22 protein-coding genes are annotated in these 22,982 nt (G+C 53.9%); 10 read left to right on the forward strand and 12 right to left on the reverse strand.

Translation table 11 applies throughout. The features are described 5' to 3' along the window. Positions 1-108 precede the first annotated feature (108 nt). Positions 109-2,397, reverse strand: a complete 2,289-nt coding sequence (locus tag GKAS_RS03700; RefSeq protein WP_035892090.1) for an FdhF/YdeP family oxidoreductase — start codon at positions 2,395-2,397, stop codon at positions 109-111. 333 nt (positions 2,398-2,730) lie between these two features. Between GKAS_RS03700 and GKAS_RS03705 the strand changes: the two genes are divergently transcribed. Continuing rightward, positions 2,731-2,916, forward strand: a complete 186-nt coding sequence (locus GKAS_RS03705) for a P-loop NTPase family protein (protein ID WP_035892066.1) — start codon at positions 2,731-2,733, stop codon at positions 2,914-2,916. 160 nt (positions 2,917-3,076) lie between these two features. Here GKAS_RS03705 and GKAS_RS03710 read toward each other — a convergent pair whose 3' ends face one another. Further along, complete coding sequence (locus GKAS_RS03710; protein WP_035892067.1) at positions 3,077-4,258, reverse strand: aminotransferase-like domain-containing protein; 1,182 nt, start codon at positions 4,256-4,258, stop codon at positions 3,077-3,079. 131 nt (positions 4,259-4,389) lie between these two features. Next, positions 4,390-6,255 carry a bifunctional glutathionylspermidine amidase/synthase gene (gss, locus tag GKAS_RS03715; RefSeq protein WP_035892068.1) on the reverse strand — a complete coding sequence of 622 codons (1,866 nt, stop codon included), beginning with the start codon at positions 6,253-6,255 and terminating at the stop codon, positions 4,390-4,392. Between the two features lie 156 nt (positions 6,256-6,411). Here gss and GKAS_RS03720 point away from each other — a divergent pair, with 156 nt between their 5' ends. Beyond that, entirely contained in the window at positions 6,412-6,960 is a 549-nt protein-coding gene (locus GKAS_RS03720) for a DsbA family protein (RefSeq protein WP_035892070.1), read from the forward strand. Between the two features lie 51 nt (positions 6,961-7,011). After that, positions 7,012-7,881 carry a glutathione-dependent disulfide-bond oxidoreductase gene (gene yghU / locus GKAS_RS03725; protein ID WP_035892071.1) on the forward strand — a complete coding sequence of 290 codons (870 nt, stop codon included), beginning with the start codon at positions 7,012-7,014 and terminating at the stop codon, positions 7,879-7,881. A gap of 28 nt (positions 7,882-7,909) precedes the next feature. Here yghU and GKAS_RS03730 read toward each other — a convergent pair whose 3' ends face one another. Beyond that, the gene (locus GKAS_RS03730) at positions 7,910-8,200 is read right to left on the reverse strand and encodes a DUF2623 family protein (RefSeq protein WP_035892073.1); all 291 of its coding nucleotides are present in this window, start codon (positions 8,198-8,200) and stop codon (positions 7,910-7,912) included. A 203-nt stretch (positions 8,201-8,403) separates the two neighbouring features. On the opposite strand from GKAS_RS03730, the gene GKAS_RS03735 reads away from it, so the two are divergent. After that, the gene (locus GKAS_RS03735; RefSeq protein WP_035892074.1) at positions 8,404-9,444 is read left to right on the forward strand and encodes an aldo/keto reductase; all 1,041 of its coding nucleotides are present in this window, start codon (positions 8,404-8,406) and stop codon (positions 9,442-9,444) included. 117 nt (positions 9,445-9,561) lie between these two features. On the opposite strand, the gene GKAS_RS03740 is transcribed toward GKAS_RS03735, so the two are convergent. Both GKAS_RS03740 and GKAS_RS03745 read right to left on the reverse strand, forming a co-directional pair. Beyond that, entirely contained in the window at positions 9,562-10,056 is a 495-nt protein-coding gene (locus GKAS_RS03740) for a TIGR00645 family protein (RefSeq protein ID WP_035892075.1), read from the reverse strand. A gap of 70 nt (positions 10,057-10,126) precedes the next feature. After that, entirely contained in the window at positions 10,127-10,648 is a 522-nt protein-coding gene (locus tag GKAS_RS03745; RefSeq protein ID WP_411815141.1) for an ESA_00282 family adhesion-associated protein, read from the reverse strand. 91 nt (positions 10,649-10,739) lie between these two features. Here GKAS_RS03745 and GKAS_RS03750 point away from each other — a divergent pair, with 91 nt between their 5' ends. Further along, the gene (locus tag GKAS_RS03750; RefSeq protein WP_035892078.1) at positions 10,740-11,135 is read left to right on the forward strand and encodes a hypothetical protein; all 396 of its coding nucleotides are present in this window, start codon (positions 10,740-10,742) and stop codon (positions 11,133-11,135) included. A 2-nt stretch (positions 11,136-11,137) separates the two neighbouring features. Continuing rightward, complete coding sequence (locus GKAS_RS03755; RefSeq protein WP_051910718.1) at positions 11,138-11,581, forward strand: hypothetical protein; 444 nt, start codon at positions 11,138-11,140, stop codon at positions 11,579-11,581. Here the strand turns inward: GKAS_RS03755 and GKAS_RS03760 are convergent. The 5 genes from GKAS_RS03760 to exbB all read right to left on the reverse strand — a co-directional run bounded on the left by GKAS_RS03760 (position 11,554) and on the right by exbB (position 17,524). Continuing rightward, on the reverse strand, positions 11,554-13,086 hold the full coding sequence (locus tag GKAS_RS03760) for a glycoside hydrolase family 43 protein (protein WP_035892079.1): 1,533 nt from the start codon (positions 13,084-13,086) through the stop codon (positions 11,554-11,556). The genes GKAS_RS03755 and GKAS_RS03760 overlap by 28 nt on opposite strands. 10 nt (positions 13,087-13,096) lie before the next feature. Further along, positions 13,097-14,476, reverse strand: coding sequence for a glycoside-pentoside-hexuronide (GPH):cation symporter (locus GKAS_RS03765; protein WP_373995155.1), 1,380 nt, complete (start codon positions 14,474-14,476; stop codon positions 13,097-13,099). 201 nt (positions 14,477-14,677) lie between these two features. After that, the gene (locus tag GKAS_RS03770) at positions 14,678-16,129 is read right to left on the reverse strand and encodes a methyl-accepting chemotaxis protein (RefSeq protein ID WP_035892081.1); all 1,452 of its coding nucleotides are present in this window, start codon (positions 16,127-16,129) and stop codon (positions 14,678-14,680) included. A gap of 231 nt (positions 16,130-16,360) precedes the next feature. Further along, positions 16,361-16,786, reverse strand: coding sequence for a TonB system transport protein ExbD (gene exbD, locus GKAS_RS03775; protein WP_035892082.1), 426 nt, complete (start codon positions 16,784-16,786; stop codon positions 16,361-16,363). Between the two features lie 6 nt (positions 16,787-16,792). Then, positions 16,793-17,524 carry a tol-pal system-associated acyl-CoA thioesterase gene (gene exbB / locus GKAS_RS03780; protein ID WP_035892083.1) on the reverse strand — a complete coding sequence of 244 codons (732 nt, stop codon included), beginning with the start codon at positions 17,522-17,524 and terminating at the stop codon, positions 16,793-16,795. Positions 17,525-17,774: 250 nt separating this feature from the next. On the opposite strand from exbB, the gene metC reads away from it, so the two are divergent. Continuing rightward, positions 17,775-18,962 (forward strand): cystathionine beta-lyase, encoded by a 1,188-nt coding sequence (gene metC, locus GKAS_RS03790; RefSeq protein ID WP_035892084.1) that lies wholly within the window; start codon positions 17,775-17,777, stop codon positions 18,960-18,962. A gap of 247 nt (positions 18,963-19,209) precedes the next feature. Next, positions 19,210-19,869 carry a DedA family general envelope maintenance protein YghB gene (gene yghB / locus GKAS_RS03795; RefSeq protein WP_035892085.1) on the forward strand — a complete coding sequence of 220 codons (660 nt, stop codon included), beginning with the start codon at positions 19,210-19,212 and terminating at the stop codon, positions 19,867-19,869. Positions 19,870-19,911: 42 nt separating this feature from the next. Here the strand turns inward: yghB and GKAS_RS03800 are convergent, their stop codons facing one another. After that, positions 19,912-20,805, reverse strand: coding sequence for an AraC family transcriptional regulator (locus GKAS_RS03800; protein WP_035892087.1), 894 nt, complete (start codon positions 20,803-20,805; stop codon positions 19,912-19,914). A gap of 197 nt (positions 20,806-21,002) precedes the next feature. Here GKAS_RS03800 and yqhD point away from each other — a divergent pair, with 197 nt between their 5' ends. Then, positions 21,003-22,166 (forward strand): alcohol dehydrogenase, encoded by a 1,164-nt coding sequence (gene yqhD / locus GKAS_RS03805; RefSeq protein ID WP_035892088.1) that lies wholly within the window; start codon positions 21,003-21,005, stop codon positions 22,164-22,166. 103 nt (positions 22,167-22,269) lie between these two features. After that, positions 22,270-22,982 (forward strand): 2,5-didehydrogluconate reductase DkgA (dkgA, locus tag GKAS_RS03810; protein WP_035892089.1); only part of this gene is annotated, 713 nt, incomplete at its 3' end.

Below are 22,982 nucleotides of genomic sequence, written 5' to 3' on the forward strand. Positions count from 1 at the left end.
AATTTGACTGTAAAGCGTTATTTGAGAATTAATCTCATTACCGAAAGCACGATGTCCAGAAACAACAAAACCAGCCGGAAGGCTGGTTTTTGGCGGTGAAGACGAGGCTTATGCTTTACGGATAAGCACCGGCACGCTCTTGTAGGCAGGCGTCAGACTCTGCGTATCGACGGCATCGAGCGACAGCAATACGTTGGCCTCCGGTAAATAAGCGCCAATGGAACCTGCTGCCATGCTGTAGATAACCACCGTTAACCCATACATCACCCGATCGGCACTCGGTGTACCGCTATCGTCCAACGCCTGAATATTAATGACATCACCTTCCACCAGCCCACGAGCATCCGCTTCTGCCTGGCTCAGGAACGCCACATCGCGGCGGCCCGTGATCCCACGGTAGCGGTCATTCATACCGTAAATGGTGGTGTTGTACTGATCGTGGCTACGCAATGTTGCCAGCACCAGCGAATCCTCGGGTTGATTCTGACGTTCGACGGCACGCTCGCGGCTTACCACAAAGTTGGCCTTACCTGTTGCCGTTTTCCACTCACGGCGCGAGGCCGGCGTATCCATGCGAAAACCGCCCGGCTCAGCAATACGGGCGTTATAGCCGGAAAATGCGGGGATAACATCGGCAATGGCATCGCGAATCAGCGCATAGTCGCCCGTCATCGCTTCCCAGTTCACCGGAGAGTTTGGCAACGTGGCACGCGCCATTTCCGCTACAATCGCCGGTTCTGATTTCAGCCAGCGCGAGGCTGGTTTCAGCGCCCCGCAGGAAGCGTGCACCATCGACATGGAATCTTCGACGGTAACCGACTGAATCCCGCTGGCCTGCATGTCACGTTCCGTACGCCCCAGCGCCGGTAGCAGATAGTTGTGCTTCGCAATCAGCAGATGCGAGCGGTTAAGTTTCGTGGCGACGTGTACCTGCAGTTCGAGCTTTTTCATCGCCTCGAAGGTTCGCTGAGGATTCGGCATCGCCACCGCCAGATTACCGCCCATGCAGATCAGCGCTTTAGCATCACCACGTTCGATGGCGCGAATGCTCTCTACGCTGGAGCGACCGTGTTTGCGAGAAACGCTGATGTTAAAGCGTCCTTCCAGTCGTACCAGAAATTCTTCTGATGCCGCTTCGTTAATGCCTACCGATCGGTCACCTTGCACGTTGGAATGACCACGCAGCGGGCAGATCCCCGCCCCTTTCTTACCCATATTGCCCTTCAGCAACAGCAGGTTCACCAGCTGCTGAACGTTCTCGGTGCCGTTCTTGTGCTGGGTGATACCTAACCCATAGCAAATAATGGTGGCGTTGGATTTATCGTAACGATCCGCGAGATCTTCCATCTGGTTACGGCTTAGCCCTGAGTCGAGTTCCAGTTCCGCCCAGCTACAGCGGTGCAAATCGTCATACAGTTCCTGATAGCCGTGGGTATGCTCAGCCAAAAACGCGCGGTCGAGGCACGGTTCCTGGCCAAGCAAAATACGGGCTTCATCCATCTCAATCAGCGCTTTCATGACGCCTTTGAGCAGCGAGGCATCGCCGCCCATTTTCACCTGGTAGTACTCGTTGCTCAGCGTCGTCGCGTGCCCCTGGAGCATATCCGTCGGGCTTTGTGGGAAGCTAAAGCGCTCAAGCCCCCTTTCCGCCAATGGGTTGATGGAGATAATGCGGGCACCACGCTGCGCCACTTCGCGAAGCGTGGTCAGCATACGCGGATGGTTGGTGCCAGGATTGTGCCCGATGCAAATCACCAGGTCGCAGTATTCAAAGTCGTCCAGTTCGACGGTGCCTTTCCCCAGACCAATAGAGGGCGTGAGGCCCGCGCTGGTCGGCCCATGGCACATATTGGAACAGTCCGGGAAATTGCTGCTGCCATATTCGCGGGCAAAAAGCTGATACAGGAATGCCGCTTCGTTAGAGGTACGCCCGGAGGTATAAAACTCTACCTGTTCCGGAGAAGCCATATTGCGCAGCTGCTCGCCGATGTCGGCAAAAGCAACCTGCCACTCAACGGCCTGCCAGGTGTCAGTCGCGGCGTCGTACTTCATCGGGTACGTCAAACGGCCAATATTTTCCAGCTCATAGTCGCTGTAGTGCCACAGCTCAGCAACCGTATGCTGGCGGAAAAACTCCGGCGAAGCTTTCTTACTGGTGGTTTCCCAGGAAACGGCCTTCACACCGTTTTCACAAAGCTCCATGGGTGAACGGTGTCCAGGGTCAGGCCAGGCGCAGCCCGGGCAATCAAATCCTTTGACCTGATTCATGCGGAACATCGCGATGATGTCACGCGCGACGGCTTTTTGTGAAAACACCGAGGCAGCCACCGCTTTGACGGCACCCCATCCACCCGCTGGCCCTTGATAGCCGCTTACACCTGGAACGACATTGCTCATTTTTACCGCTTTTTTTGCACCCAATTTCAATGGGGAATACGGTAGCAAGTTCATCGGCGTAAAGATTTCCTCTTCACGAGGTACGCAGACTCTACAATGAACGGGTTAGATGACGGTTCCCTTCAGGTAGCAGATAGCGCTCTTTTCTGGCCAGATTTCATCGGATAAAAACGCAATAGTGAAACGATAATCTGCCGCTTAAGTTAAATCAGACATTATGTTTTGCCCGTTAACATCATCAGGATTTCATCTGATAAACACTCCAGGAAAAAGTAGTTGATCTGATAAGCGCTAGCTCTTATTTTCTTGAGAGTTTTCTAATAGGGTCCTACGATGTCTACCATTACAGCCAACAGTATTAGTGAAGCGAACGAATTAATTTCCAGCGGGAAATATAAGGAAATTATTCTTGATTTCGATATTGATGCCGATAGTTTCTTTACCCTCGCCACCGCCCCACATGATATTAAAATAACCCTCACGGATAGAAATAATCACGCTGCGGAAACAGCAGAATAATAAGAAGAATAAATCGGGATATTTTTATGTTGTTATTTATTGGTACTGGGGCCGCCGCCTTTCTGGCGTCGCTGATGCTTATCTGGCTTGATGACCGGATTGCCGACCAGGAATAAGAGAAGAGACTCCGCGCTGAACAGCAGCGCGGAGCAAAACAGAATTACAGTGACTTCGCCAGGCGTTCCACGGCAGTCATCAGCCCTTCCTGCGAGACCGTCGAGTACGACAGGCGCAGAGTACGGGTGTCTGGATTATCGTTATAGAACGCTTCCCCCGGCACATATACCACGCCGTTTTCCAACGTTTTTTCCAGCCATTTCATGGTATCGAACGGATAGCGGAAGCGCGCCCACAGGAACATCCCTCCCTTAGGGCGGCTGAACTCCAGATGCTCGCCCAGACGGCTTTCCAGCGCGTCGGCCAGCGCATCACACTTCTTACGGTAGTCTTCGCGAATGAGCGCAATCTGGTTTTCCAGACGGCCCAGGCTCAGGTACTCGGCGGTGATCACCTGCGACAGCATATTGGTGTGCAAATCAGCGGCTTGCTTAACGATAACCGTCTGCTGCGCCAGCCAGTCCGGCATCACAATCCAGCCAATACGCATACCCGGCGCCAGAATTTTGGAGAAGGTAGAGGTGTAGACCACCTGATCTTCACAACCCAATTCAACCGCGTGCTGGTACAGCGGGCGCTGTACTTCATCGGTAAAGCTGATTTCACCGTACGGGTCGTCTTCAATAATGACGAAATCATGCTGCTTCGCCAGTTCTACCAGGCGACGACGACGGTCATCGCTCAGGGTTTTACCGCCTGGGTTGCCAAAGGTAGGCACCAGGTAAACGGCTTTCACACGAGTGGTGGAAAGCAGCTCAGCAAGCTGTTCTACCAGCATGCCGTTATCGTCGGTATCAACGCTCAGAATGTTGGCCTGCGCCAGTTGGAAGACCTGCAGCGCCGCCAGATAGGTTGGACGTTCAACGACAATCGCATCGCCCGGATCGAGCAGCGTGCGGGCCACGATATCCAGCGACTGCTGCGAGCCCGAAGTGATATACACGTGACTTGCCTGACATGCTACACCGCGCGCCTGACACAGTTCGCTGACGGCCTGACGCAGCGGCGGGTAGCCTTCGGTCAAACCGTACTGGAACGCGTCGTTAAAGCGTTCGCTCATCACCTTCTGCACCGCCAGCTCCAGCCCTTCGGTATCAAAAAGCTCCGGGGCAGGAATGCCGCCACCAAGAGAAATCACGCCGGGCAGTTTACTGTGTTTTAAGAGTTCGCGGACGGCGGAGGGTTTGAGTTCACCCGCGCGCACGGCGAGTCGCCGATCGTGCATATTCATTTCCTTTTCTGTCTTGTTGTTGTGTTTATTGCAGGCTTTCTTTTACCGTAGCCCGGCAGAGCTTCGCGACGCCGGGAACATCCCCGGAGTCGGCGTTTTTAACGCCTCGTCCGGGCTACTCACCTTTATTCGTTATCTTTTATTACCACCAGCGGCTCAATATCGCTCTCTTTCTTAATCACCAGAGATTCGTCACCGCGTAAACAGGTGCCGCCATAATTACCGCCGACGGTAAAGGTACATACTTGAATATATTTTCCTGCGACGTTTGGCAAGCACCAAAGTTGCTGGTAAATATTTTTTCTATCAACAAATTTACCGCTGGTTTGGTCCAGCAGCCGATCGTTCCCGCTGACCAGGTCGATATTACTGCCGCAGCGGCCGGAAATAGGCTTAATCGCATAACCCGTTTTTGCCAGATGTTCACTAACTTCGAAATCCGTATCCAGCAGATACGGATGGTTAGGAAACAGTGACCACAGCACCGGCAGAATGGCTTTGTTGCCAGGAATAACCGTCCACAGCGGTTCAAAAACCATCACTTCCGGGCGCAGCAGCACGTCAATCAGGCGCACTTCGTTATCCGGGTTACCGGTACGAATCGGCACGGCAGCATATTCATCTTCGTCGACTTCGCGCACCTGTTCGATGGCGGTTTCCCACGCCCAGGTTTTCCATACGCAGTTCACCAGACGACCATCACCGTCAATCAGTTGACCGGCGGCATCCCAGCGCAGTTCGTCGAGGCCATAGAGAATTTTGCTCTCAAAGCCCGCCTGCTCAAGGGCACGCTGCATAAACTGGGCGTGGTAATTCTCTTCCAGATCGTTGTCCTGCATGATGTGCACAAACGGTCTGGCCTGGCTGTGCTTCCACGCGCCCACCAGCTCGCCCAGCAGGTCTTCAGCCGGGTTGTGACCGTTACCGCGATATCCCGTTTTCAGCCATTGTTCGAGGATCAGGCCACCTTCGGTGTGGCAGGAGGCGGAGTCGGCGTTGTATTCGTAAACCTTCAGCCCACGTTCGTCCATGCAGAAGTCCATGCGCCCAGTGATCATGTCGTGGCGACGACGCTGCCAGGAGAGGCGCAGACGCGGCCAGAGGATTTTCGGGATGTCGAACAGCGCCAGCAGGTTGTCATCACGCATCACTTTGTCGGTGGCGTGGAGATACATCAGGTGCATCTCGTTGGTCGCTTTAATCAGCTCCTGCTCGGCGCTTTCCGTCATGGTGAAGTACTGGTACGGATCGGCGTTGATCACATGACCGTTGGCGGCAATATACGCCTGCTGGAGCGAGTCTTTTTCGTCCAGCCATTTGCCGTCGAACTGACCGTTGTTCTCAAGGCGCGCCCCGCCAAGCTTCAGCGCTTCACCGGCAATCGCCGGCTGCGGCAGGCCGTAGCGCGCATCATCGGTCTGAATCATCCAACCCAGAATGGTGGTGTCGTCAAAGGTGTCCTGCAGCGTGTAGTGACCGTCTTTGACTTCGAGCGTCAGTTCGCGGGTCCACTGTTGGCCTGCGGGCAGCGGCGAGTGCAGCACATTCTGTTCCGCAATACGCACCTTATTGCCCAGCAGTTGGGTCACCACCGCCACGTGGCCGGTTTCATTAAACTCACCGCCCTTTTGCCAGATAAGCAAAGAGCCGACGAGCGGCGCGCGGCGAGAGCCGTTAGCGAAGGCCTGGAGCGGGAGAATGGCGTCGTTCACCACCTGACGCAGATAGCGCAGCGAGAAAATCTCGTAGGCCATGCCAACGTCGGTGAAGACAAATCCGTAGTTGATAAACAGGAAACGGCGGGCAAACTCGACGCACTGCCACTTGTGGCCCATGTATTCGTTGTCGATATAGCTACGAAACGATGCGTCATCAGGCATGTCGCCCGGTTTTAAGCTGCTGTAATTTGAAGAGTAAATCGCTACGCCACCCGGCGCATACCCCAACAACGTGCCAAATGGGGCGTCACTATTGGTACTTCCCTTGCTCATGAACCTTCCTCAAACATACCGTGCGATTTTCTCGCCCGCACGTTGAAATTAATCCAACAAAAGTGGATTAATCATACACCCGTGTATGCGAGGATGACCCATCAGAGGCAAAAATTTTCATCCCCAAAATGCACTTTAAAAACATCAGGAGTCCACATGAGTTTACAGGCACAGCCGCTAGTCTGGGGCCATGGAACACGTACCTTCGAAGTGTTTCTGGAACCCACCTGCCCATTTTCCGTTAAGACTTTCAACAAGCTGGACGCGCTGCTCGACCTCGTCGGTGAAGAGAATGTCAGCGTCAAAATTCGTTTGCAGTCGCAGCCGTGGCATCTGTTTTCCGGCGTGATTGTGCGCTGTATTCTTGCCGCCTCTACGCTATCCGACGGTAAAGCGGCGGCGCATAAGGTGATGAAAGCGGTTGCCGATCATCGCGAAGAGTTTGAGTTTACCGACCACTGCAGCGGCCCGAATATGGACGCCACGCCGCAGGAGATTATCGCGAGGATTGAGCGCTACAGCGGCGTACCGTTAGCCGCGGCGTTCGCCAAACCTGAGCTGCAAAAAGAAATTAAATGGCATGCTCGATACGCGCGCCAGAACGGCATTCACGTCTCCCCCACCTTTATGGTCAACGGCCTGGTACAGCCGGATCTGGGCAGCGGTGACGACGTCAGCGTCTGGGCGGCACGGATTTTTGCCTGAAGCTGCTAAACTTCACTACCTCAACACATCATCAAAATAAGGCGAGCGATTATGTCAGAGAACACCTATCAGCCACCCAAAGTGTGGGAATGGAAGCAAAACAACGGCGGCGCATTTGCCAATATTAACCGCCCGATTTCCGGTGCCACTCATGAACAAGCGCTGCCGGTGGGCCATCACCCGCTCCAGCTTTACTCTCTGGGCACGCCCAACGGCCAGAAAGTCACGATTATGCTGGAAGAGCTGCTGGCGGCAGGCGTTACGCAGGCAGAATACGATGCATGGCTGATTCGCATTGGCGAGGGCGATCAGTTCTCCAGCGGCTTTGTCGAAGTAAACCCAAACTCGAAAATTCCCGCCCTTAGCGACCATTCCACCACGCCGCCGACTCGCGTGTTTGAGTCCGGCAATATTCTGCTCTATCTGGCGGAGAAATTCGGTCACTTCCTGCCAAAAGATCCGGCAGGGCGCACCGAAACGCTGAACTGGCTATTCTGGCTACAGGGCTCAGCCCCGTTCCTCGGCGGCGGTTTTGGTCACTTTTATAACTATGCGCCGGTGAAGATTGAGTACGCGATTGACCGCTTCACCATGGAAGCGAAGCGTCAGTTAGACGTCCTGGATAAACAGTTGGCTCGTGGGCGCTATGTGGCGGGCGAAGAGTACACTATCGCCGACATCGCCATCTGGCCATGGTACGGCAACGTGGTGTTGGGCAACGTGTATGGGGCGGACGAGTTCCTGGATGCACAGAGCTACAAGAACGTCATACGTTGGGCGCAGGACATCGCCAGCCGTCCGGGAGTGAAGCGCGGTCGTATTGTTAACCGCACCAACGGCCCGCTGAACGAACAGCTGCACGAGCGTCATGACGCCAGTGACTTCGATACCAATACCGAAGACAAGCATCAGCAATCATGATGAGAAACCGGGTGCCAGGCACCCGGTTTTATTGACCTTCCAGCCGGTAGCCCGCCATAAAGTAGCGAACGGTGGTGCTGGAATCGTGCTCTTTAAAGAAATCCATCACCATCTCTTTATCCAGCCCGTAGCGGCGCGTCAACACGCCCGCCTCCCAGGCACTCAGTTGGCGATCGCCGGTTTTCTCAAACATACGGTGCGAAAAACCCAGCACAAAGCCACGCTTATAGTCGGTGCAAAAACCGATGACCTTCTGCGCGCTGTCGGCATAAGGTGCCTTCAGTCCCGCAATTAACCCTTTGCCAAAATGGTTATCCATCTCTACGCCCTCAATCGTTATATATAAAATTATATAGCGATTTTTTGAGCGATGGTAGCGCTATTTAAGGGCTACCCCCTAAGAGGAATAAAGCGCGTCTTTTTCATCCCCAACCCCGACAGTGTGATCGACACAACGGGCATTAATCACAAAAATAAGTACGCTAGGAACAGTGTTTCAAAATAAAAAGAGAAGGAGACCTTATGGCCTGGCAAGCAAACCCAGCCCGTTACGAACAGATGCAGTATCGCTACTGCGGCCGCAGCGGGTTGCAGCTTCCTGCACTGTCCCTCGGCCTATGGCACAGTTTCGGCCATATCAGCGCCCTCGACGGCCAGCGCGCCCTGCTGCGCAAAGCCTTCGACTGCGGTATAACCCATTTCGACCTTGCGAATAACTATGGGCCGCCGCCGGGCAGCGCAGAGGAAAACTTTGGCCGCCTGCTACGAGAGGATTTTGCAGGCTATCGTGACGAACTGATTATCTCCACCAAGGCCGGTTACGATATGTGGCCTGGGCCATACGGCTCCGGCGGTTCACGTAAATATCTGCTGGCGAGCCTCGATCAAAGCCTGCAGCGTATGGGGCTAGAGTACGTTGATATCTTCTATTCCCACCGCGTTGATGAGAAAACACCGATGGAAGAGACCGCGGCGGCATTAGCGCAGGCGGTGCAGAGCGGTAAAGCGCTTTACGTCGGAATCTCTTCTTATTCTTCCGAACGTACTCAGGCGATGGTTGAACTGCTGCGTGAGTGGAAAATTCCGCTGTTAATTCATCAGCCATCTTACAACCTGCTGAACCGCTGGGTGGATAAGAGCGGCCTGCTGGATACGCTTGAGCAAAACGGCGTGGGCTGTATTGCCTTTACTCCGCTCGCGCAGGGGCTGCTGACCGGCAAATACCTGAACGGTATTCCGGAAGGTTCTCGCATGCAGACGGAAGGCAAAAAAGCGCGCGGTCTGACGGAGAAGATGCTGAGCGAGAGCAATCTCAACAGCCTGCGTTTGCTGAACGACATGGCGCAGCAGCGCGGTCAGTCGATGGCGCAGATGGCGCTAAGCTGGCTGCTGAAAGACCGTCGCGTAACGTCCGTGCTGATTGGCGCGAGTCGCCCGGAGCAAATTGAAGAGAACGTGAAGGCGCTGGAAAACTTGAGCTTCTCGGCAGAAGAGCTGACGCAGATTGATAAGCATGTGGCAGATGGGCAGTTGAATCTGTGGCAGGCGTCGTCAGATAAGTAAAAGTATGAACATGTAGGCCTGATAAGCGTAGCGCCATCAGGCAGCCCGGCGCACATTGCCGGATGGCGGCGATGCCTTATCCGGCCTACAAACGTACCGGATAAGGTATTTATATCGTTATTTTTTCCCGCGGGTCAGGCTATCGAGATAACCCATCACAAACGCCGACAGCACAAACGTCAGGTGGATAATGACATACCACATCAGCTTGTTGTCCGGCACGTTTTTGGCGTCCATAAACACGCGCAGCAGGTGAATAGAGGAAATGGCGACAATCGATGCTGCGACCTTGTTTTTCAACGAGGTGGCATCCATTTTGCCCAGCCAGTTAAGCTTCTCTTTGTGCTCGCTGATATCCAGCTGCGACACAAAGTTTTCATAGCCCGAAAACATCACCATTACCAGCAGGCCACCCACCAGCGTCATATCCACCAACGACAGCAGCATCAGAATAAGGTCAGCTTCTGCCATGCTGAAAATGTTCGGCAATACGTGAAAAATCTCCTGAAAAAACTTCAGAGATAATGCCAGCAGCGCCAGCGAAAGGCCAAAGTATACCGGGGCCAGAATCCATCGCGATGCATACATCGCATTTTCCAGAAAACGTTCCATAGCGTCCTGTTCGTCAGTCAAATTCGACCTAGTATATCGCAACTATGCAACATCATAACAACAGATGTATTCACACATCATGAGGACGAATAAACGGTCGCTGATAGTCTGGCCACACCAATCCCACCAGCTCCGGATAGGCTTCGTTGGCGAACTCCTGATAGCACTGTTTTAAACTCTGTACCACCGGATCAACCGGCGCAACGCGCTCACCTTTCAGGCAGCGGCGTTTGATTTCATCATAATATTCATAAACCGCCCCGTTCAGATTACGGCAGCGATCCTGCGCTTCAAACAGCCCTGGGGTTTCTTTTAATTCGTCTATCGACATCCGCTTAATGGTTGATTGCAGAAAGTCGATATACTCATGATTAATACGCCAATACCACACGGGAGTGATGCTGCTCATCAAGCTGGCAAAATGGTTTTCACCTTCATCTTTGCTGAGCGGCGCAGGGGCCAAAGGGGTAACGGTTTCATTATTGGTATCGGATGACTCGTTATTTTGACCATACAGAAAAATTAAAATAACACCGGTGAGTAGCAGTAACACCATCACAAAATAAATAATACCGCTCATGGTTTTCTCCACTTTTTTTGATTTTAAAAGTGCGCCATGATAATGTCAACGAACCTCACTATAATAAAAAACACTTTCCAGCCCCTCGAAAGATGACAGGTATATGATTGCTGAAACCCTTATCCCAGCCCGTTTCTGTATCCCAGCCATAGAGGCTGAGCCGCAGGATATGAAGGCCAGCACGCAGGCAGAGCCGGAGAAGGCTACCCTTGCAGACTGGCAGGATGAGATATTGATAAGCGGTGGCCAATCACGTAACCCATTGCTGGAAGAGCGTGACCGTCATATAAAGGATAGATTATATCGCGTCGCGAAAATTGAAGCCTTTGCCCTTATGCTAAATAACCTGGTTGTTCAGGGAGAGATCTCTTCACTGGAGTTAAGTCAAATTATTGAGTTAAAAACCCAGGAGATAAATGATAATGGCAATGAAATTTGGCTTAATTTAATGACGCAGGAAAAAGTCACACCGCTGTTTTATAATTTAACGGATAAGTAAGTATGAAACTTGTCGATGTTAATCAGGCTAATATATCGTTAAGCCCACAGATAAGCGATGAGACGCTTCTTCAGCGTAACCTTCAGGCGCTGCGCGACGAAAAAAGCGCTGAGGGTCGGCGTATCTCCAGCCCTTCCGTCCCGCTCACCGCCGCGCTGGTCAAAATGAAGTGGAAAAACCGCCGCGAAATTTATGCCTATCAGGTCAAAGAAGAGATCTTTGGCGCAGCCCTTTGCGAAGTGATGGAACGTTACCCGCACCTGCGCGATAAAATTCTCGCCCACACCGAATCCTGCTATCAGCATGTGCTGAGCCGCGAAACCGCAACGCTTGAAATCAGCCGCGGCCTCGCGGATGGTGATTACCGCACCTCAAACGTCATCCTTAAACTGGATAAAGAAGACGAAAAACCTCCCGTTCAACCGGTGATATCCGTCGCGAAATAGTCAAAAGCACAAGACCCCTGCGGTGAATCCGCCTCAAGCGCAAGCGCCACTAGCCCGATTTTCGCGCCGACCCACTTACCTTTTCCCGCCGCAAAGACTGGCGTCACCGGCTGCCAGATTCCCCCTTGTTCACACCAGGCGAAACTGCAAATGCCTCCGTGGGTGACGCTAACACTAAACGCGCACGATGCGCTATTTATCTGCGCAATGACCCGACGGCTTTCGCGCACCACGCCGGCATCGCTCATCCAGCCAGTGACCCAAAGTAACTGATGATATCCGCCCTGCTTTTCAAGCAGCAGCGCCGCGTAGCGCTCACCGTAAATAATCAGGCCGCCGCTATCGCCATTTCCCGCTGCGTTTAGCGTCAACGCCGTTCGGGCAGTAAACTGCCACGCCGGGAATTTTTGCAAAAGCAGATTCGGTTGCCAGTAAAGATTACTTTTACCCTCAGTCTGCACCAGCGGATAACAGCGTAAATTCAGTTGATGACTTCCCGGCAACAGCCAACCAGGATTAGGGTTCGCCTGCCACTGCCACTGTAAACCAGGCACGCCTCGCGCAAAATCGTCATCGGTTTGCGGCAAGCGTCGTGCCGATGGCGGCAGGCTTGCCGGGCGCGGCCAGCGCATCACCGGCTGACCTTCCCCTTCATCACCCATCGGCTCACCGATACGTGGCCAACCGTCCTGTTCCCAGCGCATCGGCTGCAGGTGGACAATACGTCCGTAGAGGTGCGCATCCTGGAAATGCACAAACCAGCATTCGCCGTCATCCAGTTCCACCCAACCGCCCTGATGCGGGCCATTCACCGGTGTATCGCCCTGGAACAACACATTTCTGGCCTCCCACGGGCCGGCCATACTGCGGGCGCGCAGCACAGTTTCCCAGCCCGTCTCCACGCTGCCCGCCGGGGCGAAAATGTAATACCACCCGTCGCGCTTGTAGACCTTCGGCCCTTCCAGCGTCGGCTGATCGCAGCTACCGTCATAAATGATACGACCTTCGCCAAGCAGGGAAGTCCCATCCGGGGACATGGCAAACAACTGAAGCTTGTGCTTGATGCCGCTGCGGCTATGAGCAAAGGCATGCACCAGCCAGGCGTCACCGTTGTCGTCCCAGAATGGACAAGGATCAATCCAGCCTTTCGCCGGTTGCACGCAGTACGGTACGCTCCATGTTCCCCAGGGATCGTCGGTCTGACACATGAAGATTCCCTCATCCGGCGTGCTGAAAAACACCCATAGCTTGTTGTCATGCCAGCGAATTGATGGGGCCCATACACCTTTTCCCGGCTGATATTCGTCATAGCCGGGCAGCGGCAGCGCATCAAAGACGTGGTTAATAATCTGCCAGTTGATCAGGTCCGTTGAATGCAGAATCGGCAGCGCGGGCATATGGTTAAAGCTGGAAGAGACCATAAAAAAGTCGTCCCCAACTCGGACGATATCCGGGTCGGAATAGTCCGCGCACAAAATCGGGTTCTGATACTCAGATTGCGTCATCTCACTCTCCTCAGGCTTTACTCAATTCGCCGTCAACCGCTTGCGGCTCTGCGGTTGTCGCTGGTACCCCTGCCTGTTGACGAGCGGAGAGGTCACGTTGAATTGCCGCCATTTTCTGGTCGTCGAGCTTATAGAAGCGTGACAACCACCACAGCACCAGGTAAGAGAGTGATGGCCCGAGGGTCAGGAGCCCAACGATGCCCATTGTCGCCATCGGCGTTTGTTCACTCACGCCCGCCTGATAGCCAAACAGCCCCAGCGAGAATCCTACCACCGCGCCCGCAACCGCCATCCCCATTTTCAGCGCAAACAGGTTGCCAGAATAAGAGAGCCCGGTAATACGGCGACCAAACTTCCACTCGCCGTAGTCGGCGGCGTTGGCCATCATGTTCCACTTAAAAGGTTGGTACATCTGGTGGAAGAAGCCGACGAGGAAATAGAGCGGGAACACGACCGGCAGCCAGGTCGGCGGTACGAAGAACATCACTACGCCTACTGCGACCAGCAGCAGGTTAATGTTTTTAAACAGTGATACTGCGCGATAACGCTTCGCCAGCCATCCCGCGGCGATACTGCCGATAATGGTGCCGACGACGCTTGTCGAGACAAAGGCCGATTTCATCGCCGTGCCCGCCGCCGACTCCACACCCCCCATCATCAGATAGGTGGCGTAATAGAGCGTGGCTGCACTGCGCATCACGCCCGCCATACTGGAGAAGAAGGTAATGATCGCCACGATCCGCCACTGATCGTTTGCTAACAGCGAACGCAGATCTTCACGAATACTGCCCTGCTGCTCAACCGCAGGCGCCACGCGCTCTTTAGTCGAGAAAAAGCAAAATGCGAGCATCACAATAGCAATCAATCCCATGATGCCCATGGTGGCCTGGAAGCCGAACTGCTTATCCTCTTTGCCCAGATAATCGACCAGGAACAGCGTCGCAACGGAGACCATCAGCCCGGCAATAGAGGAAATCGTAAAGCGATAGGACTGTGCCGACAGACGATCTTTTTCATCGCGCGTGATCACCCCACCCAGCGCGCAGTAAGGAATGTTGATAAAGGTGTAACACAGCATCAGCAGGGTATAGGTCAGGTAGGCGTAAACCAGTTTACCTGATGCGCCGAAAGCCGGCGTGGTAAAGGTCATCACCGCCAACACGGCGTAAGGAATAGCAAACCAGATTAGCCACGGGCGGAAGTGGCCCCATCGGGTTTTAACCCGGTCGGCGACAATGCCGGTCAGCGGGTCGGTGATAGCATCAAGAACGCGAGTCACCAGAAACATCACCCCAACCGCCGCCGCGGAGAGGCCATAAATATCTGTATAAAACCAGGTTAAAAACATCGTTACAGAAGAGTAGACGATACCGCAAGCGGCATCGCCCATGCCATATCCCAGCTTTTCTGCGATAGACAATTTGTTGTCATTTGCCACGAGAATGTCCTCCGGAATTGAAGAGGCTTCAATGTAGGAGGATGCCTAAGACAATCCTATTGTCATTTTTCGTACTGGTATTACGTTTTCTGGCAACTGCAGAAGCTGTCACACAACTGGATGATTTGTCATACCGCTTTCATTTTTGTGACCTTAAACCAGCCGGAACACAGAGATCGCCGACTTCAGTTCACCGGTATGGTGCTGCTGTTGCTGGGCCACCTGAATCGTCTGCGCCACATGCTGTACGTTCTCCTGCACGCTGGCATCAATAGTGGCAATGCTGCCTTTCATCTGCAGCACGCTGGTTTTCTGCTGGTCGCTCATTGAGAACAGCACGTCAACGCAGGATTGCAGGCTGTCGATATTGTGGATAATCGACTCCATCGTTTTCCCCGCCCGTTCAACCTGCTCCGCACCCTGATGGGTGCGCTCGACGGAGGTGGCAATCATCTGGCGAATATCGCGCGCGGCTTCTTCACAACGTAGCGCCAGCGTACGTACTTCGGCAGCCACCACCGCGAAACCTTTGCCGTGCGCACCCGCCCGCGCGGCCTCAACGGATGCGTTCAGCGACAGAATGTTGGTCTGGAAGGCAATGCCGTCAATAAGCTCAAGAATACCGTTAATTTTCAGCGACTCATCGTGGATATGTGCCATTGAGGCCATCGCCGAGCGAATATTTTCCCCGCCCTCCTGCGCCACGACGCTCGCCTGTTCCGCCAGCGTCCGCGCCTCGCTGGCCTTCTCGCTGGTGAGCGAGGCCGCCCCGGCGAGCTGTTCCATGGCGCTGGCGGTGACGGCTAACGATCGCGCCTGGTTATCTGTGCGTTCAGAAAGTGCGGTATTGCGCTGGAGGAGCGTTTGCGAGGCTTCAATCAGCTGCGAAACGTTGCCGCTCACTTGCTCAAGCGTATTACGCATCGCATCCAGCGTCAGGCTAAAGGTGCGGGCAAACGGGGAGCTACTGGTTTTGCTGTCGCGCTCAAGGGTCAGATATCCCGTCTCTCGGTTGATAACCGAGGCTAGCTTCGCCACTTCGCTAGCCGAGCGGGCATCCTGCTCCATCCGCACCGCCAGCAGCACGAGGAATATCGTCTGCGCAACAACGTATAGTCCATGCATTATCACCATTTCCAACCCGGTATGCATAAAGACAGTAATATTAAACAGGCCATACTCTTGCAAATAGTTAAACACCAGATGATGCACGGCAATAACGGCAGCCCCCATAATTAATGGCCGCCAGTCTCGCCACGCCAACAATGCGGACAGTAGGACAAATACCGAGAAGTGGTATTCGGTTTCGCCATTTCCAAGCTGAATAAGCAGCGCAGAATAGGCCATCATAATAAACGCGTACACCAGACGCGTAATGAGCTTGCCGGGAAAAAGTAGCGTCATGAACGTGCCGAGAACCGCAAGCAATGTGGCCACCAGCAGCGCCAGACTGAGGTTGCCATTCATCGCTCCCACGCCCAACGATACGCCCCACATCACCCAGGCGAGCGCCATCAGCAGCCGGTCGGCTCTACGGCGAATAGAGGATAAAGAGAACAGATCCCGAGGCACGCCATCGGCTTGCCATAACGTCATTATTGCCATGATATATTCCGCCTGCGCAGGTGTTATTTCACGTCATATTATTGTTAGCGTTCAGAATTAAGCGTAGAGGGGTTATTTATGGCTAGCCAGCAAGTTGTTAAAAATATATCGCTACTATTAAGCTATGCTTAATAACATTTAACAGAGGGTTGGAATATATAAGACTTAAGGGAAATATTATATTACTGAGGGAATAATAACGGATGGCGCAGAACGCGCCATCCGGGATACTTATTTTTTCGCGACGGTCTCTTCACCGACCAGGCCAATTTTCAGATAGCCTGCCTGATGCAGAGTATCCATGACCTTCATCATCGTCTCATAGTCCACGGTTTTGTCCGCACGGAAGAAGATAGTGGTATCTTTTTTGCCTTCCGTCAGCGCGTCAATTGCCGTCACCATGTTGTCGTCGGTAATCGGATCGTTACCGAGGAACATTGATTTGTCCGCCTTCACCGACAGATAGACCGGTTTATCCGGGCGAGGCTGCGGTTGGCTAGACGAGGCTGGCAAATTCACTTTGACATCCACGGTGGCCAGTGGAGCGGCAACCATGAAGATAATCAGCAGTACCAACATGACATCGATAAACGGCGTCACGTTGATATCATGCATTTCGCCATTATCGTCCAGATTTTCATTAAGACGCATTGCCATGGGGCGTTAACCTACTCGTAATTTCTGGGCGGTACGCACCGGGTGTACGCCGCTGGCGCTGAGGTCCAGGTCACGGCTTTGCAGCAGCAGAACCTGCGCCGCAACGTCGCTCAGGTTGGCTTTAAAGCCGCCAATCAGACGCGCGAAGATGTTATAGATAACCACCGCTGGAATCGCAGCGAACAGGCCAATTGCCGTTGCCAGCAGCGCTTCCGCGATACCAGGAGCGACGACCGCCAGGTTAGTGGTCTGGGTCTGGGCGATACCGATGAAGCTGTTCATGATACCCCATACGGTACCAAACAGGCCGACGAACGGGGAGATAGCACCGATGGTCGCCAGGAAGCCGTTACCACGGCCCATATGACGACCCACAGCCGCCACACGACGCTCCAGACGGAAGCCGGTACGTTCTTTAATACCTTCGTTATCTTCCGAACCCGCAGAGAGCTCCAGTTCGTTCTGCGCTTCGTTGATTAACTGAGTGCTCAGGCTACGGGCATCAAAAGCGGCAGCAATTTCATTCGCCTGATTCAGGGAACGTGCATCGCCTAACAGTTTTTGTTCGCGCTTGAGGCGGCGCTTATGGGAGATTAGCTCTGCACCTTTGCTGAAGAAAATAGCCCAGGTGACGACGGATGCCAGTATCAAGCCAATCATGACCACTTTAACCACGATGTCGGCATGATGATACATACCCCAAACGGAGAGATCCGCCTGCATCAAATTATTACCCACTGTGTATCTCCAGGACGTAAATCACAAATTCTGGGAACAATAATATCAAAACATCGTCGAATTGATAGTAGTTCTCATTAGTATTTACATATTGACCCAAATCACACTTATTTTCCTTGCGCTTACGCAGTAAAAAAGTTTTCCGCCCGTTTTTTGGCAAAATTTTCTGCTGTTCGCGCACTAAACGGTAGATCCCGCGTGCAATCGTGTTAATTTAGCCATCCAGACGTATAAAAATAGGCAGACAAAAATGGCAGACAAGCACCTCGATACCGCGCTGGTTAACGCCGGACGCAGCAAAAAATACACCCAGGGATCGGTGAACAGCGTCATTCAGCGCGCCTCTTCGCTGGTGTTCGACACGGTCGCCGCCAAAAAACATGCGACCCATAACCGCGCCAACGGCGAACTGTTCTATGGCCGTCGCGGTACCCTCACCCACTTCTCATTGCAGGAAGCGATGTGTGAGCTGGAAGGTGGCGCTGGCTGCGCCCTCTTCCCCTGCGGTGCGGCAGCGGTAGCCAATACGATTCTGGCGTTTGTTGAACAGGGCGATAACGTGTTGATGACCAACACCGCCTATGAGCCAAGCCAGGACTTCTGCACCAAAATTCTCGGCAAGCTGGGCGTGACCACCAGCTGGTTTGACCCAATGATCGGCGAAGGGATTGCCGCGCTGATTAAGCCCAATACCAAAATCGTATTCCTGGAATCCCCCGGCTCCATCACCATGGAAGTGCACGACATTCCGGCCATTGTTGCCGCCGTGCGCCGGGTCTCGCCTGAAGCCATCATCATGATAGACAATACCTGGGCGGCGGGGATTCTATTTAAAGCGCTCGATTTCGGTATCGATATCTCTATTCAAGCCGGTACCAAATACCTGATTGGCCATTCGGATGCGATGGTGGGTACGGCAGTGTCTAACGAGCGCTGCTGGCCGCAGCTGCGTGAAAACGCCTACCTGATGGGCCAGATGCTCGATGCGGATACCGCTTACATGACCAGTCGCGGCCTGCGTACGCTGGGCGTGCGTTTACGTCAGCACCATGAAAGCAGCTTGAAAGTGGCCGAATGGCTGGCTCAGCAGCCTCAGGTTGAACGCGTGAATCACCCTGCGCTGCCTGGCAGCAAAGGGCATGAATTCTGGAAGCGTGATTTTACCGGCAGTAGCGGTCTGTTCTCCTTCGTACTCAAAAAGCGCCTGAACGATGAAGAACTCGCGAACTACCTGGATAACTTCTCGCTGTTCAGCATGGCCTACTCCTGGGGCGGTTTTGAGTCGTTAATTCTGGCTAACCAACCGTCGGAACTCGCCAGCATTCGCCCGGAAGGAAAAATCGATTTCACCGGCACGCTGGTTCGCGTCCATATCGGTTTAGAAAACGTTGACGATCTGATTGCGGATTTAGCGGCAGGATTTGCCCGCATCGTGTAACATACCTGATGCCCGGCATCTTCTGCTGTCGGGCGGGTTAGCAATGTTTTTGATGCGTCGGTCAGACGCGTCACCGATGTTGAGAACAGTCGGTCCCCGAAGTGATAGATCACCGTCGGCGTAAACCGTTTCCGCGTTGTTGTCAGCAAATCAGGACAGCGCGGCTTCAGTAGTTGCGCACGCGATCAAGGTGTTCTTAATCTTTCGGGCGTACAATAAGCGAAAACGCTGTTCCACAGGAATGTTCATGGTCGTTATTCAAGATATTGTCGCCGCGCTTTGGCAGCACGATTTTGCTGCTCTGGCGAATCCGCACGTCGTGGGGATCGTTTATCTGGTCATGTTTGCCACACTTTTTCTGGAAAATGGCCTGCTTCCCGCTTCATTCTTACCCGGCGATAGCCTCCTGCTATTGGCGGGCGCGCTCATTGCGAAGGGCGTGATGGGCTACGTCCCCACTATTGCTATTCTGACTGCCGCGGCGAGCCTTGGCTGCTGGTTGAGCTATGTTCAGGGCCGTTGGTTGGGCAATACCCGCGTGGTGAAAGGCTGGCTGGCGCAGTTGCCGGATAAATACCATCAGCGGGCTACCTGCATGTTTGACCGTCACGGTCTGCTGGCGCTGCTGGCGGGGCGTTTCCTGGCGTTTGTGCGTACCCTGCTGCCAACCATGGCGGGTATCTCCGGCCTGTCGAATCGCCGCTTCCAGGTGTTCAACTGGCTGAGCGCACTGCTGTGGGTGGGCGTAGTGACGAGCTTAGGCTATGCCATCAGCATGATTCCGTTTGTGAAACGTCATGAAGATCAGGTGATGACCTTCCTGATGGTTCTACCGATTGTCCTGCTGGTCGCCGGGCTTCTGGGCACGGTGATTGTGGTGATTAAGAAGAAGTATTGCGACGCATAATATCTCGTAGCCCAGCCAAGCGCAGCGACGCCGGGCTACGAATTACATTCCCCGCAGTCGCGCGGCATCCTCTCCCGGCGTCATGCCGAAATAACGCTTAAACTCACGGCTGAACTGCGAAGCGCTTTCGTATCCAACCTGCATCGCCGCGGCGCTGGCCTTCAGCCCGTCATGCACCATCATCATCCGCGCTTTGTGCAGACGGTAGCTCTTCAGGTACTGCAACGGCGACGTGCTGGTCACCGACTTAAAGTTATGGTGAAACGCCGACAGGCTCATATTGGCCTCGGCGGCGAGCTGGTCCACGCTTAAGGCTTCTGTGTACTGGCTTTCAATGCGTTTGAGCACCCGGCTAATCTGGCTGAAATGGGTCTGGCGGCTGACCAGCGCCATCAGCGCGCCGCCGCGTGGTCCGGTCAGCACGTGGTAGAGCATTTCACGAATAATCTGTTTTCCCAGAATACGAGCGTCCAGCGGGCGTTCCATCACATCCAGCAGGCGTTCGGAGGCACAGAGAATCTCTTCTGAGAGCGTCGCCGAGTTGATGCCGCTTTCTGCCATCGATGAAGGATGAAACAGCGGGTCTTCACCGATATCCATCAGCAGCTCTTGCAGTTGTAGAATATCGACATCAAGCCGTAATCCTGCCAGCGGCGCGTCCTCAGTCGCAAAAGTTTCACATTCGAAGGGTAAAGGTACCGTCAGCAGCAGATATTCGTTGGCATCGTAGCGGAAGGTACGCTCGTTGATATAACCAATCTTATAGCCGGAAAAGAGAAACACGATGCCCGGTCGGTACATCACCGGAGTGCGCCCGCTTGGCTGAGTGCCATAGATAAGCTGAATATCCGGCAGCAGGGCTCGCAGATTTTGTTCGTTACTTTTCAGCTGCTTAATTTTATCTGTCAGCAGCAAACAGATCTCTTCACGGTTCATCAACGGAGGCTCCTGATACCTTTTCCGACGCTGCCATTGTGGCGTTGTTTAACGTATTTCTCCAGAGCTATGGAGAAATGGGCAAGACAATCGCAGGAATGTGCATTGAGAGGTACGACAACGAAGACCACAATGATGTCATTCGGCGATGACCCCTCACCGCCCTCTTTTTCCACCCACCATATAGGGAACGAGCAATGTTTAATTTTGATCTTCATACCCCGACCCGCATTCTGTTCGGTAAAGGCGCTATCGAAAACCTGCGCGCTCAGATCCCCGCTGACGCTCGCGTGCTGATTACCTACGGCGGCGGCAGCGTGAAAAAAACCGGCGTGCTCGACCAGGTGCTGAGCGCACTGCAAGGTCTGGACGTGCTGGAGTTCGGCGGGATTGAGCCAAACCCATCTTACGAGACGTTGATGAACGCAGTGAAAATTGCCCGCGAAGAGAAAGTCACCTTCCTGCTGGCCGTTGGCGGCGGTTCCGTACTGGACGGCACCAAGTTTATCGCCGCTGCTGCGCATTACGATGCCAACATCGACCCGTGGGAAATTCTGGAAACCTACGGCAGCAACGTCAACAGCGCGATCCCAATGGGTTCCGTACTGACGCTGCCAGCGACCGGTTCCGAGTCCAACAAAGGTGCCGTTATCTCCCGTAAAACGACCGGTGACAAGCGCGCCTTTATGTCTCCACACGTGCAGCCGCTGTTTGCGATTCTGGACCCGGTTTACACCTACACCCTGCCTCCACGTCAGGTCGCTAACGGCGTAGTAGATGCGTTCGTTCATACCGTAGAGCAGTACGTAACTTACCCGGTTGATGGCAAAATTCAGGATCGTTTCGCGGAAGGCATTCTGCTGACCCTGGTTGAAGATGGCCCGAAAGCGCTGCGGGAACCAGAAAACTATGCCGTACGCGCCAACATCATGTGGGCAGCCACTCAGGCACTGAACGGCCTGATTGGCGCTGGCGTACCGCAGGACTGGGCAACCCATATGCTGGGTCACGAACTGACCGCGATGCACGGTCTGGATCACGCGCAGACGCTGGCTATCGTACTGCCTGCCCTGTGGAATGAAAAACGCGATACCAAACGCGCCAAACTGCTGCAGTACGCAGAGCGCGTATGGAACATCACCGAAGGTTCTGACGATGCGCGTATCGACGCCGCTATCGCCGCGACCCGCAGCTTCTTCGAACAAATGGGCGTGCCAACTCGCCTGTCCGACTACGGTCTGGACGGCAGCTCTATCCCTGCGCTGCTGAAAAAACTCGAAGAGCACGGCATGACTAAACTCGGTGAAAATCAGGATATTACCCTGGACGTGAGCCGCCGTATTTACGAAGCTGCACGCTAAGAGCTTCTCGCTTTACCTTTCGTTTTTGCATATTTCGACCAGACTTAATCTTACAAACCTTATCGGGGCATTGCCCCGATAAGCTCGTAAAAAGGAGAAATGCATGACACATCCAACCGTGATTAAACTGCACGATGGCAATGTAATGCCGCAGCTCGGCCTCGGAGTATGGCAGGCCACGAATGAGGAAGTCGTCACCGCGATCCATAAAGCGCTCGAGGTGGGCTACCGTTCCATTGATACCGCCGCCGCTTACAAAAATGAGTCGGGAGTCGGTAAAGCAATTAAGAGCGCGGGCGTTGCTCGTGAGGATCTGTTCATCACCACCAAGCTGTGGAATGACTCCCATCTCCGCGCGGCGGATGCCCTGCAGGAGAGCCTGGAGCACCTGCAGTTGGACTATCTCGACCTGTACCTGATCCACTGGCCGGTTCCTGCAACCGACCACTATATCGATGCGTGGAAGAACCTGATTGAACTGCAAAAACAGGGGCTGATTAAGAGCATCGGCGTGTGTAACTTCCAGGTGCCTCACCTGCAGCGGCTGATTGATGAAACCGGCGTTGCGCCGGTTATCAACCAGATTGAGCTGCATCCGCTGATGCAGCAGCGTCAGCTGAATGCCTGGAACGCCACGCACAAAATCCAGACCGAGTCCTGGAGTCCGCTGGCACAGGGCGGTGAAGGGGTGTTTGACCAGAAGGTTATCCGTACTCTGGCGGATAAATATGGCAAGACCCCCGCGCAAATCGTGATTCGCTGGCACCTCGACAGCGGCCTGGTGGTTATTCCGAAATCGGTCACGCCGTCACGCAT

This window comes from Kluyvera ascorbata ATCC 33433 (assembly GCF_000735365.1).
Lineage (GTDB): Bacteria > Pseudomonadota > Gammaproteobacteria > Enterobacterales > Enterobacteriaceae > Kluyvera > Kluyvera ascorbata.

Coding starts and splice junctions, on each gene's coding strand:
- GKAS_RS03700 (WP_035892090.1), bottom strand. CDS start 2,397: ATGAGCAATGTCGTTCCAGGTGTAAGCGGCTATCAAGGGCCAGCGGGT.
- GKAS_RS03750 (WP_035892078.1), top strand. CDS start 10,740: ATGATTGCTGAAACCCTTATCCCAGCCCGTTTCTGTATCCCAGCCATA.
- GKAS_RS03765 (WP_373995155.1), bottom strand. CDS start 14,476: ATGGGCGATGCCGCTTGCGGTATCGTCTACTCTTCTGTAACGATGTTT.
- GKAS_RS03730 (WP_035892073.1), bottom strand. CDS start 8,200: ATGGATAACCATTTTGGCAAAGGGTTAATTGCGGGACTGAAGGCACCT.
- GKAS_RS03735 (WP_035892074.1), top strand. CDS start 8,404: ATGGCCTGGCAAGCAAACCCAGCCCGTTACGAACAGATGCAGTATCGC.
- yqhD (WP_035892088.1), top strand. CDS start 21,003: ATGTTTAATTTTGATCTTCATACCCCGACCCGCATTCTGTTCGGTAAA.
- exbD (WP_035892082.1), bottom strand. CDS start 16,786: ATGGCAATGCGTCTTAATGAAAATCTGGACGATAATGGCGAAATGCAT.
- GKAS_RS03705 (WP_035892066.1), top strand. CDS start 2,731: ATGTCTACCATTACAGCCAACAGTATTAGTGAAGCGAACGAATTAATT.
- GKAS_RS03760 (WP_035892079.1), bottom strand. CDS start 13,086: ATGACGCAATCTGAGTATCAGAACCCGATTTTGTGCGCGGACTATTCC.
- GKAS_RS03755 (WP_051910718.1), top strand. CDS start 11,138: ATGAAACTTGTCGATGTTAATCAGGCTAATATATCGTTAAGCCCACAG.
- GKAS_RS03770 (WP_035892081.1), bottom strand. CDS start 16,129: ATGGCAATAATGACGTTATGGCAAGCCGATGGCGTGCCTCGGGATCTG.
- GKAS_RS03740 (WP_035892075.1), bottom strand. CDS start 10,056: ATGGAACGTTTTCTGGAAAATGCGATGTATGCATCGCGATGGATTCTG.
- yghB (WP_035892085.1), top strand. CDS start 19,210: ATGGTCGTTATTCAAGATATTGTCGCCGCGCTTTGGCAGCACGATTTT.
- GKAS_RS03710 (WP_035892067.1), bottom strand. CDS start 4,258: ATGCACGATCGGCGACTCGCCGTGCGCGCGGGTGAACTCAAACCCTCC.
- yghU (WP_035892071.1), top strand. CDS start 7,012: ATGTCAGAGAACACCTATCAGCCACCCAAAGTGTGGGAATGGAAGCAA.
- GKAS_RS03720 (WP_035892070.1), top strand. CDS start 6,412: ATGAGTTTACAGGCACAGCCGCTAGTCTGGGGCCATGGAACACGTACC.
- GKAS_RS03800 (WP_035892087.1), bottom strand. CDS start 20,805: ATGAACCGTGAAGAGATCTGTTTGCTGCTGACAGATAAAATTAAGCAG.
- gss (WP_035892068.1), bottom strand. CDS start 6,255: ATGAGCAAGGGAAGTACCAATAGTGACGCCCCATTTGGCACGTTGTTG.
- metC (WP_035892084.1), top strand. CDS start 17,775: ATGGCAGACAAGCACCTCGATACCGCGCTGGTTAACGCCGGACGCAGC.